The 12,699-nt window shown below is 54.2% G+C and carries 13 protein-coding genes; 3 read left to right on the forward strand and 10 right to left on the reverse strand.

Translation table 11 applies throughout. From position 1 onward, the window contains the following. Window position 1 precedes the first annotated feature (1 nt). Window positions 2–1,105, forward strand: coding sequence for an agmatine deiminase (aguA, locus tag NXT09_RS19475; RefSeq protein WP_268580924.1), 1,104 nt, complete (start codon window positions 2–4; stop codon window positions 1,103–1,105). Window positions 1,106–1,314: 209 nt separating this feature from the next. Here the strand turns inward: aguA and tpiA are convergent, their stop codons facing one another. Both tpiA and NXT09_RS19485 read right to left on the reverse strand, forming a co-directional pair. After that, on the reverse strand, window positions 1,315–2,082 hold the full coding sequence (tpiA, locus tag NXT09_RS19480; RefSeq protein WP_010281546.1) for a triose-phosphate isomerase: 768 nt from the start codon (window positions 2,080–2,082) through the stop codon (window positions 1,315–1,317). A gap of 165 nt (window positions 2,083–2,247) precedes the next feature. Continuing rightward, complete coding sequence (locus NXT09_RS19485; RefSeq protein WP_268580925.1) at window positions 2,248–2,847, reverse strand: YiiQ family protein; 600 nt, start codon at window positions 2,845–2,847, stop codon at window positions 2,248–2,250. Between the two features lie 237 nt (window positions 2,848–3,084). Here NXT09_RS19485 and NXT09_RS19490 point away from each other — a divergent pair, with 237 nt between their 5' ends. Further along, on the forward strand, window positions 3,085–3,507 hold the full coding sequence (locus NXT09_RS19490; protein WP_205549689.1) for a DUF805 domain-containing protein: 423 nt from the start codon (window positions 3,085–3,087) through the stop codon (window positions 3,505–3,507). Between the two features lie 18 nt (window positions 3,508–3,525). On the opposite strand, the gene fpr is transcribed toward NXT09_RS19490, so the two are convergent. The 4 genes from fpr to NXT09_RS19510 form a co-directional block, all read right to left on the reverse strand. Then, window positions 3,526–4,272, reverse strand: a complete 747-nt coding sequence (gene fpr / locus NXT09_RS19495; RefSeq protein ID WP_010281538.1) for a ferredoxin--NADP(+) reductase — start codon at window positions 4,270–4,272, stop codon at window positions 3,526–3,528. A gap of 220 nt (window positions 4,273–4,492) precedes the next feature. Beyond that, a complete protein-coding gene (gene glpX / locus NXT09_RS19500; RefSeq protein WP_205549691.1) occupies window positions 4,493–5,503 on the reverse strand; it encodes a class II fructose-bisphosphatase in 1,011 nt (336 codons plus the stop codon). Between the two features lie 255 nt (window positions 5,504–5,758). Continuing rightward, on the reverse strand, window positions 5,759–7,270 hold the full coding sequence (glpK, locus tag NXT09_RS19505; protein WP_010299314.1) for a glycerol kinase GlpK: 1,512 nt from the start codon (window positions 7,268–7,270) through the stop codon (window positions 5,759–5,761). A 53-nt stretch (window positions 7,271–7,323) separates the two neighbouring features. Next, window positions 7,324–8,163, reverse strand: coding sequence for an MIP/aquaporin family protein (locus NXT09_RS19510; protein ID WP_174877137.1), 840 nt, complete (start codon window positions 8,161–8,163; stop codon window positions 7,324–7,326). Between the two features lie 569 nt (window positions 8,164–8,732). Here NXT09_RS19510 and zapB point away from each other — a divergent pair. After that, complete coding sequence (gene zapB / locus NXT09_RS19515; RefSeq protein WP_010281529.1) at window positions 8,733–8,972, forward strand: septal ring assembly protein ZapB; 240 nt, start codon at window positions 8,733–8,735, stop codon at window positions 8,970–8,972. A 118-nt stretch (window positions 8,973–9,090) separates the two neighbouring features. On the opposite strand, the gene rraA is transcribed toward zapB, so the two are convergent. The 4 genes from rraA to hslV all read right to left on the reverse strand — a co-directional run bounded on the left by rraA (window position 9,091) and on the right by hslV (window position 12,645). Continuing rightward, window positions 9,091–9,576 carry a ribonuclease E activity regulator RraA gene (gene rraA, locus NXT09_RS19520; RefSeq protein WP_010281528.1) on the reverse strand — a complete coding sequence of 162 codons (486 nt, stop codon included), beginning with the start codon at window positions 9,574–9,576 and terminating at the stop codon, window positions 9,091–9,093. Between the two features lie 134 nt (window positions 9,577–9,710). Next, complete coding sequence (locus NXT09_RS19525; RefSeq protein ID WP_174866886.1) at window positions 9,711–10,628, reverse strand: 1,4-dihydroxy-2-naphthoate polyprenyltransferase; 918 nt, start codon at window positions 10,626–10,628, stop codon at window positions 9,711–9,713. A gap of 145 nt (window positions 10,629–10,773) precedes the next feature. Beyond that, a complete protein-coding gene (gene hslU / locus NXT09_RS19530; RefSeq protein WP_014916999.1) occupies window positions 10,774–12,105 on the reverse strand; it encodes an ATP-dependent protease ATPase subunit HslU in 1,332 nt (443 codons plus the stop codon). A gap of 9 nt (window positions 12,106–12,114) precedes the next feature. Continuing rightward, window positions 12,115–12,645 carry an ATP-dependent protease subunit HslV gene (gene hslV / locus NXT09_RS19535; RefSeq protein WP_005973334.1) on the reverse strand — a complete coding sequence of 177 codons (531 nt, stop codon included), beginning with the start codon at window positions 12,643–12,645 and terminating at the stop codon, window positions 12,115–12,117. Window positions 12,646–12,699 lie beyond the last annotated feature (54 nt).

Consider the following 12,699-nt stretch of genomic DNA (forward strand, 5'->3'; position numbering starts at 1 on the left):
GATGTCACAGCTAGCTACTCCTCATCTCACCACGCCGCATCAGGATGGTTTTGCGATGCCCGCCGAATGGGCACCGCATGATGCCGTGTGGATGATTTGGCCGTATCGTACCGACAACTGGCGCGAACAGGGCGTTCCGGCGCAGAAAACCTTCGCGCGCGTGGCGGAAGCTATCGCGCAGAACACGCCGGTGATCATGGGCGTGCCTGCACGCTACATGGCGGATGCGCAAAAAGTGATGCCGGTGAACGTCACGCTGGTGGAAATGGAAAGTGATGACGCCTGGATGCGCGACACCGGTCCAACCATCGTGCTGAATTCAGAGGGTGAGCGTCGGGGTATCGACTGGCAGTTCAACGCCTGGGGCGGCGAGCTGGGCGGTCTATATGAAGACTGGCGTCAGGATGAGAAAGTCGCGGCACAGGTGCTGGACTATCATCAGACCGCGCGTTATGCCGCGCCGCTGATTCTGGAAGGTGGCTCGATCCATGTCGATGGTGAAGGCACGCTGCTGACCACAGCGGAATGCTTGCTCAATCCGAACCGTAACCCGCACCTGAGCAAGGCAGAAATCGAACAGCTGATGCGTGATTATCTCAGCATCTCGACGATTATCTGGCTGGAAGAGGGCGTTTACAACGACGAAACCGACGGGCATATCGATAACATGTGCTGTTTCGTGCGTCCCGGTGAAGTCGCGCTGCACTGGACGGATGATGAAAACGATCCGCAGTATGCACGCTCCGTCGCGGCCTATGAAGTGCTGTCGGCCGCGCGCGATGCGCAAGGGCGTGAGTTGAAAATCTGGAAGTTGCCGGCCCCCGGCCCGCTGTATGCAACCAAAGAGGAAGCGCAGGGCGTGGACAGCGGCGATGCGGTTGAACGCCTTGCCGGCTCGCGTCTCGCAGGTTCTTATGTGAATTTCCTGATCAGCAACCAGCAGATCATTTTCCCGCTGCTGGATGAGAAGACGGATGACGTTGCACGCGACCTGCTGCAACAGATGTTCCCTGGCTACTTGATTAGCGGCGTGCCTGCGCGGGAAATCCTGCTGGGCGGGGGAAATATTCACTGCATTACGCAGCAAATCCCAGCGGTGAAGTAACGGTTGAGCCGTTAACTGACGGTTTAAAAGAAGGGTGACTGGCAGGGATGCCCGCCATAAAAAACGCCGGGAGCGTTTTTCAACGTTGGGCAAGCAACGGCCCGAAGGGTGACGGATAGGGATATCCGTCATAAAAAAGCCGGTTGGCGCGATAGCGTGAACCGGCTTTTTGATTAGACGGACCTTTGTCCGTCCGTTTTCGATAAAGCTTAGCCGCGTTTAGCGTCGGCTGCGGCTTTCACGATGACAGCAAAGGCGTCAGCTTTCAGTGATGCACCGCCAACCAGCGCGCCATCGATGTCCGGCTGGGTGAACAGCTCTGCAGCATTCGCCGCATTCACAGAACCGCCGTATTGGATGATCACTTGTTCAGCAACAGCGGCATCTTGCTTGGCGATGTGGTCACGGATGAATTTGTGAACAGCCTGAGCCTGTGCTGGGGTTGCAGATTTACCGGTACCGATAGCCCATACAGGTTCGTAGGCGATAACGGTGTTCTCAAACGCTTTCGCGCCCAGCGTGTTCAGCACGGCGTCCAGTTGGCGCGCACAGACAGCTTCCGTCTGGCCTGCTTCGTTTTCTGCTTCAGTTTCGCCAATGCACAGTACCGGAATCAGGCCCGCATCTTTCAGCACGCCAAATTTCTTCGCAATGAATTCATCGCTTTCTTTGTGGTAGGTGCGGCGCTCAGAGTGGCCGATGATGATGTATTTCGCGCCGATGTCTTTCAGCATCTCGGCAGACGTTTCGCCGGTGAAAGCGCCGGAAAGGTTCACGTCAACGTTCTGTGCGCCCAGAGCAATGCGGCTGCCGGCCAGTTGGTGATTAGCTTGATCGAGGTAGATAGCAGGTGGTGCAATCGCTACGCCACAGCCGTCAACGGTGCTGAGCTCTTTACGCAGGCCCGCGATCAGTTCGTTGACCATGTGAGTGCTGCCGTTCAGCTTCCAGTTACCCATAACTAATGGATGTCGCATCTTTTTTCCTCCAGCCGGAATCGCGAATGAATCAATATGTTAATAAATCAAGGTGTTAATGAACCAATGCATAAATTTTACTGCCGTCAGGCAATATGACCTGCCCACAGTATAGAGACGAAATGTGACCGTGGCTCTGTTTTTCGTCATTAATTACCGGGTTGATCACGGTTCAGATAGCGTTAGCTTAATCGGTTCAACAGCAAAAGTTAGCCCTTTTTCACCATCATCTGCAACAACATAACGTAAGGCCCCTTCCGTTTGCTGATAAAAGCGCTGTCCTTTGCCTTTTTCCAGCAGTCCGGTGACTTTTTTCACGCTCTGTTCTTCCGTCTGTGACGGTGCGAACGTGCGTGCCAGTGCAGCCATATAGTCGATAGCCTGCTTACGGCGCGCCGCGGTTTCTTGTTCGCTCTGCGGCTGCGGCAGCCAGGTAATTTGCAGCGTTTTGATTTTCCCGGTGCCTTTCTCCAGCGCGGTGGAGGCATAGAGATGGTCGTTGATCCGGCTGGCGGCGCGGGTCAATATGCTGGTGATATTACCGGTGTCGACAACCCGAAATTCACCAATCGGCAGCGCCGGATTGCTCAGGTTATAGCGAGAACGGAACTGCGTGATGGTTTGATCGAAAGTAGGGGCACCAGCCAACAGATACGGCGCATTGGCTGAGGGTTTAGGCGGGAACGTCGGATCGGCACCCGCGTGAGTCTGGTACAGCACCAGCGATGATAAAACCAAAAGTGAAGCGATGCGTTTTCGTGTCATAGGGATTCGGGTCAGCCACTTCAGAAGATGTCCAGGCCGATAACGGCAGAATACGTTTGATTAAAGCGGCATTTGTACGTCGTTGTCAAAAATAGTACGTCGTTGTGAGAAATCGCACGTGGCTGACAAAAATCGCGTAAAGATTGCGGGCAACTGTCTCGGTTGAGGTAAAATCAGCCAGCGTAAAATACAGATTAATTCGGCCAGACAGGCCGACAATTCAGGGCGTTATCGTTAATGACATTACAGCAGTGGTGCTTCTCGTTTAAAGGCCGGGTCGGTCGTCGTGATTTCTGGCTTTGGATGGCTATTTGGGTCGCGCTGATGGCGGTGCTGTTTACGCTATCCGGCCAAAGCTGGCTGGATACGCAATCGACGGCGTTTGCTTTGGTGGTATTGCTGTGGCCGACGGCGGCGATCATGGTGAAACGGCTGCACGACCGCAATAAGAGCGGCTGGTGGGCGCTGCTGCTCGTGGTGGCGTGGATGTTGGCTTCGGGGAATTGGACGATGTTCTCATCCATCTGGCAGTGGGGCATTGGCCGCTTCTTGCCGATTCTGATTGTTGTGATGACGTTGCTCGACTGCGGCGTTTTTCTGGGGACAAAAGGGGAAAACCGCTTTGGCGCAGCGGCGGAGCCGTTTCGTTTCCGCCGCTGATTAACAACGAACTGCCGTTTACCAATAGTTTTCGGCAGTCATATGACCGGGTCTGCGGCGCAGGTGCTTGGTCATTTGGCGCTCTTCTTTCAGCAACAGCTGGGTGTCGCGCACCATCTGCGGGTTGCCGCACAGCATGACGTGGCTTGTTGCTGCATCCATCGGCAGGCCTACGGCGGCTTCCAGCGTACCGCTGCTGATAAGCTGGGGAATGCGGCCCGTCAGCGAGCCTGTTTCTTCTTCCCGACTGACAACCGTTTGAATACGCAGTTGACCGTGGTAGCGCTGCTGTAATTGCTGCATCAGCGGCAGATAGCTCAGATCGCGTGAGAAGCGGGCGGCGTGAACCAGCACGATATTCTTAAAACGCTCCAGCCCTTTACCTTCCTGAAGAATCGACAGATAAGGGCCGATGCCCGTCCCTGTTGCCAGCATCCACAGCGTTTCACAATCAGGCACTTCTTCCAGCACGAAAAAGCCGGCAGCTTCTTTGACGATCAAAACGTCTGAACCGGGCTGCAACGCATGCAGATGCGGGCTGAGCTTACCTTCTGGTACCGTCACCAGATAGAACTCAAGCGTGGGATCGCTGGGCGCATTCACATAGGAATAAGCGCGCTGCACTTTCTCGCCATCAATCTCCAGCGCCAGTTTGCCATACTGCCCGGCAGTGAATGCATCGGTGGGCGCGTGAACCCGAATGCTAAACAGACTTTCTGTCCAGTTTTCTACCTGAACTACTTTGCCTGTCACCCATTCAGCCATATTTTTCTGCTCCTGTTGTACCCGTCATACTTCAAGTTGCATGTGCGTTGGCTTCCCTTACTCGCCCCAGTCACTTACTTGAGTAAGCTCCTGGGGACTCGCGCGATTGCCGCCTTCCTGCAACTCGAATTATTTAGGGTATCGACGCCAATATTCGTGCATCTACGATACGCCATTTATTAACAACTGTGAAACAATCAGTCAGTCGGGCAGTGGTCAGCTACAGCAGGAACTCGTGCAGCGTACGATCCTTACGATCCAGATAGTGCGTCGATTTAATCCGGCGGATCGTGCGGGATTTACCGCGGATCAGCAGCGTTTCGGTCGTTGCCATATTGCCTTTACGTGCGATCCCGTCCAGCAAATCACCTTTGGTGATGCCGGTTGCAGAGAAAATCACGTTATCGTTGCGCGCCATGTCATCAAGCTTGAGGACGCCACCGGCTTCGATGCCCATTTGTTGGCAGCGTGCCAGCTCGTCTTCACCGATGCGGCGGTTTTCAGCGCTATCACCTTTGACCTGATGACGTGCCAGTAAACGCCCTTGCATGTCTCCATCAAGCGCGCGGATAACGGCTGCTGAGATCACGCCTTCTGGCGCGCCGCCGATGCCGTACAGCACGTCAACTTCACTGTCTGGCATGCAGGTGAGGATGGATGCTGCTACGTCACCGTCTGGAATCGCGAACACTTTCACACCCAACTGCTGCATGTCCGCGATACAGGCATCGTGGCGCGGTTTAGCGAGTATAGTCACCGTTAACTGGCTCAGCGGTTTACCCAGTTTCAGTGCGACATTACGCAGGTTGTCCGCCAGCGGCAGGTTTAGGTCAATCGCGCCTTTTGCTTCGGGGCCGACAATCAACTTTTCCATGTACATGTCTGGCGCGTGCAAAAACGTGCCTTTTTCGCCAACGGCCAGCACGGCCAGCGCGTTCGCCTGACCCATTGCCGTCATCCGCGTGCCTTCAATCGGATCGACAGCGATGTCTACGGCATCGCCCTGACCTGTACCGACCTGCTCGCCGATGAACAACATAGGTGCTTCATCGATTTCCCCTTCGCCGATGACAATCTGACCGTTGATATTGACCTGATTCAGCATGATGCGCATCGCCTGTACGGCAGCATTGTCGGCGGCATTCTTGTCGCCACGACCTAACCACTTATAGCCTGCCAGCGCGGCTGCTTCGGTGACGCGCGAGAACTCAATGGCTAATTCACGTTTCATAAATACCTGTCTATTGTCGATCGGGAAAAGGGGCGGCCTCATGTTAGCCACTTAAGCATAGATTTAGGGGAAACACGGTGATGAGGTTCCCGCAGGGACACCTCGCACTGTGGTCGCCCCGGTATCTCGGTTCTTAAACGAGCAACATTAGGATGTGGGTGAGGATTTTATCACAACGGGGGAGAGTGGCGGTTGGGCGATAGGGAAAAAACGGGCGCGACAGGCGCGCCCGATGTGGATAGATGTGTTGGCGGATTATGCGTCGTGATCTTCCCAGTTACGAGCACGAGCCACGGCTTTCTGCCAGCCGCTGTAGCGCACGTTACGCTCTACGGTTTCGATGCTAGGGCGGAATTCACGCTCGATCGTGGCTTTACTCTTCACTTCATCCAGATCGTTCCAGAAGCCCGTTGCTAAGCCCGCCAGGAAAGCCGCACCCAGTGCGGTGGATTCACGCACTTCCGGACGTTCCACGCGCGTACCGAGAATATCGGACTGGAACTGCATCAGGAAGTTGTTGGCGACCGCACCGCCGTCGACACGCAGCGCTTTCAGGCGCGTATCGGCGTCTGCCTGCATGGCATCCAGTACATCGCGGGTCTGGAAGGCTATCGATTCCAACGTCGCGCGGATGATGTGGTTAGCGTTCACGCCACGGGTCAGACCGAAGATCGCGCCGCGGGCATACGGGTCCCAGTAAGGGGCGCCCAAACCGGTGAAGGCAGGGACGACATAAACGCCGTTAGAATCCTTCACTTTCGTCGCGAAGTACTCGGAGTCCATTGAGTCGCCGATCAGCTTCAGCTCGTCGCGTAGCCATTGGATGGAAGCACCACCAACGAACACTGAGCCTTCCAGCGCGTAGTTAACTTCGCCGCGTGGGCCGCAGGCGATGGTGGTCAGCAGGCCGTGTTTGGACAGCACCGCTTCTTTACCGGTATTCATCAGCAGGAAGCAGCCCGTGCCGTAGGTGTTTTTCGCCTGTCCAGGGTTGACGCAGAGCTGGCCGTACAGCGCCGCCTGCTGGTCACCCGCGATACCGGCGATAGGAATACGCGTACCGCCTTTACCACCAATGTTGGTCTGGCCGTAGACTTCTGAAGACGCGCGCACTTCCGGCAGCATCTCGCGTGGAATATCCAGCGCTTCCAGCATGCGGGTATCCCATTCCAACGTATGAATGTTAAACAGCATGGTACGGGAGGCGTTAGTGTAATCCGTGACGTGAACGCGCCCTTGTGTCATTTTCCAAATCAGCCAGGTATCGATGGTACCAAACAGCAGTTCGCCGCGTTTGGCGCGCTCACGAGAGCCTTCAACGTGATCCAGAATCCATTTCACCTTGGTGCCAGAGAAATAGGGATCGACCACCAGACCGGTGGTATTGCGAACGTACTCTTCCAGACCGTCTTTCTTCAGCTTTTCGCAAATCTCAGCGGTACGACGACACTGCCAGACGATGGCGTTATAAATCGGCTTACCGCTCTCTTTTTCCCATACGACGGTGGTTTCACGCTGGTTGGTGATACCAATGCCCGCGACTTCATCTGCGCTGATGTCGGCTTTAGCCAACACTTCGTTCAACGTTGAGCTTTGTGATGCCCAAATCTCCATCGGGTCATGCTCTACCCAGCCTGCTTTTGGATAGATCTGGGTGAATTCACGCTGTGAAACGCTAACGATGTTGGCATCGTGATCCAGTACGATGGCACGGGAGCTGGTTGTGCCCTGGTCGAGCGCGACAATGTATTTTTTTTCCGGGTTCATAAATCCAATCCTGTAATGATTAACCGTGAAATAGGATGGTCGTGGCGTTAAGTTTAACGGCTTTCACGACGCGTGGTAGTTTCTGCCTCGGGTTCGCACACATCACATGGCAGATTGCGGCCAATCAGTGCGCGATAGCCGAAGGCACCCAGACAGGCACCGATAATCGGGCCGAAGATAGGAACCAGGAAGTAAGGAATTTCGCGTGCGCCAGTGAAGGCCACATTGCCCCATCCCGCCAGGAACGCGAACAGCTTAGGACCAAAGTCACGCGCTGGGTTAAGGGCGAAGCCAGTCAGCGGCCCCATGGATGCACCGATAACGGCAATCAAAATACCGATCAGCAGGGGAGCGAGTGGCCCGCGTGGGATACCGTTGCCATCATCGGTCAGCGCCAGAATCAGACACATCAGGATGGCGGTGATGACGGTTTCAACCAGCAGCGCCTGCATAACGGAAATGTGTGGGTTCGGATAGGTTGAGAAAATGCCCGCTAAACTCAGGCTTTCCGTGCTGCCGCGCACCATATTGTTGGCTTGTTCAAAATCCACGAACAGACTGTGATACAGACCGTAGACCAGTGCGGCAGCACAAAATGCCCCAGCAATCTGCGCCAGAATGTAAGGCACTACCTTGCGTCCATCGAAACAGGCAAACAGCCACAGGGCGATAGTAACGGCCGGGTTGAGGTGAGCGCCGGAAATGGCGGCGGTCAGATAGATTGCCATCGCAACCCCCAGACCCCAAATGATGCTGATCTCCCACTGTCCGAAGCTGGCTCCCGCCAGTTTCAAGGCGGCGACACAGCCGACACCGAAGAAAATCAGCAGGCCAGTGCCGAGGAATTCGGCGATACACTGGCCTTTTAGCGTTGAACGTTCTGCTTGGCTCATATTTTTTTCCTGCTGGGTAACGTACAGAGTGGTAGGTCTAAGGATACCGTTGGGGCATCCTCTGTTTTAAATGTATTTATGATGTGAATTTATCGTTAATGCTCGAAAACGAGAAATATCGAAATTGAAATGTGTGTTGCGCGTCAAGAAAATGAGCGTATTCGCTTATAAAATGACTCGCCGTGGTTTTTCGCCCACGGTTGATAGTAACGCTCAGGTTAAATTTATTAACACAATAGGAGTAATGGGGAAGCGAACAGGAGTAGTTTTCCGTTTACGCCGCTCATTTTTCCATTTCGGCTGCCCATTTTTCAGTTTGTACTGCCTGTTTTTCAGTTTGTACTGATAGTGTTACGTAAGAAAAGCTGCCACACTCGCGTAGTGGGGGATGTGCGCTAGACAGGTGGCGGTTGGCTACATACAATTTCGCTATGGTCTGTCTTGCCAGCCGTCCCGCGGTCAGGATTATGTTTACGGGCGGATGGCGACACCGTTGGGTGTTGGTTACAGAGTCCGAAAGCCAGCGTTAACCGATCTTTGCCTTGTTGCGATTAAAAGGGGTTTGAAGAATGTCATTTGAAGTGTTTGAAAAGCTGGAAGCGAAAGTTCAGCAGGCGATTGATACCATCACGCTGTTGCAAATGGAAATTGAAGAGCTGAAAGAGCAGAACAACGCGCTGTCGCAGGATGTGCAGGCGGCAGCTGGTTCACGTGAAGCGCTGGTGCGCGAGAACGAGCAGTTGAAAGAAGAGCAAGTGGTATGGCAAGAGCGCCTGCGCGCGCTGTTAGGCAAAATGGAAGAAGTCTAATAGGACTTGCTGGCTCAGACGAAGGAACGGCTTATCGATTGAGCCAAATAAAAAAGGGCGTCTATCGCCCTTTTTTGTGCTGATGTCACCGCAATGAAAACGCGGGAATTCAACGATATTATTCAATATCCAGCGGGTCTTCCGCCAAAATAATACCGGTATTATCGGCATACAGATGGTCACCGGAGAAGAACGTGACGCCACCGAAGTTGACGCGAATATCGCTCTCGCCGATGCCTTCGCTACCCGCGCCGACCGGAATCGCTGCCATCGCCTGAATACCAATATCCAGCTCAGCCAAATCGTCAACCTGACGCACCGCGCCATAAACGACAATGCCTTCCCACTCGTTTTGCGTCGCCAGCCGGGCGATTTCCGCATTGATCAACGCGCGACGCACGGAGCCGCCGCCATCAACCAGAAGCACGCGCCCAAGGCCGTTCTCTTCAAGGAGATCGAACAGCAGGCCATTATCCTCAAAACATTTCACCGTGGTGATTTTGCCACCAAATGAAGTACGCCCGCCAAAATTAGAGAACAGAGGCTCAACAACATTCACCTCTTCGTGGTAGATATCGCACAGTTCGGAAGTATCGTATTTCATAGGATTAACGTCTGTTTGCCGCCGGAATCATGAGTATATCCCTTTCTGGCGGCTGTTGGCAAAATCATCAAATGTTAACTTGATGCGTATCAGTAAATACGCACCACTTTTCGCCCGCGCTCACTTTACCCGCACTAACTCAATATCACGCCAACGGCGAACAGAATGTTGGTCAGCAGCGCGCCTTTCACCGTTTTTTCCAGCATCGGCCGCATACTGAATGCGCTGGTTTCACGCAGCACATAGCGCGCCTGCTGAATCAGCAACGGGAGCGCCAGAATAAAGAGCCAGCCCGCCAGACTGTGTAGATAAAACGTGGCAAACAGACCGAGACAAACCGGTGCCAGCAACAGCAGCATCGTGTGATAGAAGCGCGCTTTTTCCGCACCAAGACGTACGGCCAGCGTGTTCTTTCCGCTGATGCGATCGTTGTCGATATCGCGCAGGTTGTTGATGTTCAATACCGCCGTCGCCAACAGGCCGCAGGCCGTCGCTGGCAGCATCACGATGCTGTCGAAATGCCCGGTTTGCAGGTAATACGATCCCGCGACGCTGAGCCAGCCGAAAAAGATCAGCACCGAAATATCGCCGAGCCCGATATAACCGTAGGGCTTGTTGCCAACGGTATAGGTGATGGCGGCGAAAATAGCCAGCAGCCCCAGAATCAGGAAACCAAAGATATCCGCTGGCTTTTCACACGCCAGAATCACCAGGCTCACGCCGGAAATGATGGTGAGCGCCACGGTCACGATTAGCGCATTGCGCAACTGCGACAGCGTAATCGCTCCGGTCTGGATGCCGCGCAACGGCCCGATGCGTTCCTCGGTATCGCTGCCTTTTATCGCATCCCCATAGTCGTTCGCCAGATTGGAAAGGATTTGCAGCAGTCCGGCGGTTAACAACGCCAGTAATGCTACGCCCGGTTTAAAGCTGCTATGCCAGCTCGCGATCGCCGAGCCGGTGACGATGGACGCAAACGCTAATGGCAATGTCTTTGGACGCAGGCTATCCAGCCAGGCTTTGGTTTTGCTGCTATGGGTCGATAAGGTCATGGTGTGCTTCAATTTTTATTGACGATTCAATTGCGTGAATCATCCGTTTATAAACAAGAAAAGTCAGTGATGGCGGCGTCAGAAACAAAAGTGGGAGGCCAACGCCTCCCACTTTATCGTTAATCGTGCGATCCGCGAAAACGGATTATAAGATAAATCGACTCAGATCTTCATCTGCTACTAATTCATCCAGATGATTACGTACGTAATCTGCGTCAATGGTAACGCTTTGACCGTTCATTTCGCTGGCATCGTAAGACACGTCCTCGATCAGACGCTCCATCACGGTATGCAGACGGCGTGCGCCGATATTCTCGGTGCTTTCGTTGACCTGCCAGGCGGCTTCAGCAATACGGCGGATACCATCGGCGGTGAACGAAATATTCACGCCTTCTGTCGCCATCAGCGCTTTGTACTGCTCGGTCAGCGAGGCGCTCGGTTCTGTCAGGATGCGCTCGAAATCTTCCGTGGTCAGCGCCTGCAACTCTACGCGAATCGGCAGACGCCCCTGCAATTCTGGAATCAGATCGGACGGGCTGGCAACCTGGAACGCACCGGAGGCGATAAACAGGATGTGGTCGGTTTTGACCATGCCGTGCTTGGTGGACACGGTGCAGCCTTCGACCAGCGGCAGCAGGTCGCGCTGAACGCCTTCACGGGAAACATCTGGGCCAGAGCTTTCGCCACGCTTACAGATTTTGTCGATCTCATCGATGAACACGATACCGTGCTGCTCAACGGCTTCAATTGCCTGCTGTTTCAGCTCTTCCGGGTTCACCAGCTTGGCGGCTTCTTCTTCTATCAGCAGCTTGAAAGCGTCTTTGATTTTGACCTTACGGGCTTTCTGCTTCTGTCCTGCCAGGTTCTGGAACATGGACTGGAGCTGGTTGGTCATTTCTTCCATGCCCGGAGGCGCCATGATCTCTACGCCAACGGGAGCGGCAGCCAGATCGATCTCGATCTCTTTGTCGTCCAACTGGCCTTCACGCAGTTTCTTGCGGAATGCCTGGCGTGCAGCGGAAGGCTCCTGCGTGCTTTCTGCCTGTCCCCAGTTGTTTTTCGCTGGAGGAATCAGTACATCCAGAATGCGGTCTTCCGCCATCTCTTCCGCACGGAAGCGGTTTTTTTCGATGGACTGAAGGCGCACCATTTTGATCGCGGAATCCGTCAGATCGCGGATGATGGAGTCAACTTCTTTACCTACGTAGCCCACTTCGGTGAATTTGGTTGCTTCCACTTTGATGAACGGCGCATTGGCGAGCTTCGCCAAACGGCGAGCGATTTCGGTTTTACCGACGCCAGTCGGGCCGATCATGAGAATATTTTTAGGCGTAACTTCATGACGAAGTGCTTCGTCCAACTGCATGCGGCGCCAGCGGTTACGCAGCGCGATGGAAACGGCGCGTTTCGCTTTATGCTGGCCGATGATATAGCTGTCGAGTTCGCTGACTATCTCGCGCGGGGTCATTTCAGACATAGTTGATCCTTACGCCTTGGAGGCTAATTCTTCTATCGTGTGGAACTGGTTGGTGTAGATACAGATGTCGCCAGCAATCCCCAGAGATTTCTCGACGATATCACGCGCACCCAGCTCGGTGTTTTCCAGTAAAGCACGTGCGGCAGCCTGTGCATAAGGACCGCCGGAACCAATAGCGATCAGATCGTTTTCAGGCTGCACGACATCGCCATTACCGGTAATGATCAGCGAGGCATTTTCGTCCGCAACGGCTAACAGGGCTTCCAGCTTGCGTAGCATACGGTCGGTACGCCAGTCTTTCGCCAGCTCGACGGCAGCTTTCACCAGATGACCCTGGTGCAATTCCAGCTTGCGCTCAAAAAGCTCAAAAAGAGTGAAGGCATCCGCCGTGCCGCCTGCGAAACCAGCGATGACGCGGTCATGGTAGAGACGACGCACTTTACGCACGTTGCCTTTCATCACGGTGTTGCCCAGAGTGGCTTGTCCATCACCGCCAATGACCACCTGGCCGTTGCGGCGTACGCTTACAATTGTTGTCACGAGTCAGTCCCCGTTTGAAGAAAAAGATCCCCGCATGATTCGGGGCACATTGAT

The organism is Pectobacterium jejuense (genome assembly GCF_026800125.1).
Classification (GTDB): domain Bacteria; phylum Pseudomonadota; class Gammaproteobacteria; order Enterobacterales; family Enterobacteriaceae; genus Pectobacterium; species Pectobacterium jejuense.

Excerpts from the sequence above, each read along its gene's own strand:
- NXT09_RS19490 (WP_205549689.1), top strand. The coding sequence starts at position 3,085 with ATGACATTACAGCAGTGGTGCTTCTCGTTTAAAGGCCGGGTCGGTCGT.
- aguA (WP_268580924.1), top strand. The coding sequence starts at position 2 with ATGTCACAGCTAGCTACTCCTCATCTCACCACGCCGCATCAGGATGGT.
- glpX (WP_205549691.1), bottom strand. The coding sequence starts at position 5,503 with ATGAAACGTGAATTAGCCATTGAGTTCTCGCGCGTCACCGAAGCAGCC.
- NXT09_RS19485 (WP_268580925.1), bottom strand. The coding sequence starts at position 2,847 with ATGACACGAAAACGCATCGCTTCACTTTTGGTTTTATCATCGCTGGTG.
- NXT09_RS19525 (WP_174866886.1), bottom strand. The coding sequence starts at position 10,628 with ATGACCTTATCGACCCATAGCAGCAAAACCAAAGCCTGGCTGGATAGC.
- NXT09_RS19510 (WP_174877137.1), bottom strand. The coding sequence starts at position 8,163 with ATGAGCCAAGCAGAACGTTCAACGCTAAAAGGCCAGTGTATCGCCGAA.
- zapB (WP_010281529.1), top strand. The coding sequence starts at position 8,733 with ATGTCATTTGAAGTGTTTGAAAAGCTGGAAGCGAAAGTTCAGCAGGCG.
- fpr (WP_010281538.1), bottom strand. The coding sequence starts at position 4,272 with ATGGCTGAATGGGTGACAGGCAAAGTAGTTCAGGTAGAAAACTGGACA.
- tpiA (WP_010281546.1), bottom strand. The coding sequence starts at position 2,082 with ATGCGACATCCATTAGTTATGGGTAACTGGAAGCTGAACGGCAGCACT.
- glpK (WP_010299314.1), bottom strand. The coding sequence starts at position 7,270 with ATGAACCCGGAAAAAAAATACATTGTCGCGCTCGACCAGGGCACAACC.
- hslU (WP_014916999.1), bottom strand. The coding sequence starts at position 12,105 with ATGTCTGAAATGACCCCGCGCGAGATAGTCAGCGAACTCGACAGCTAT.
- rraA (WP_010281528.1), bottom strand. The coding sequence starts at position 9,576 with ATGAAATACGATACTTCCGAACTGTGCGATATCTACCACGAAGAGGTG.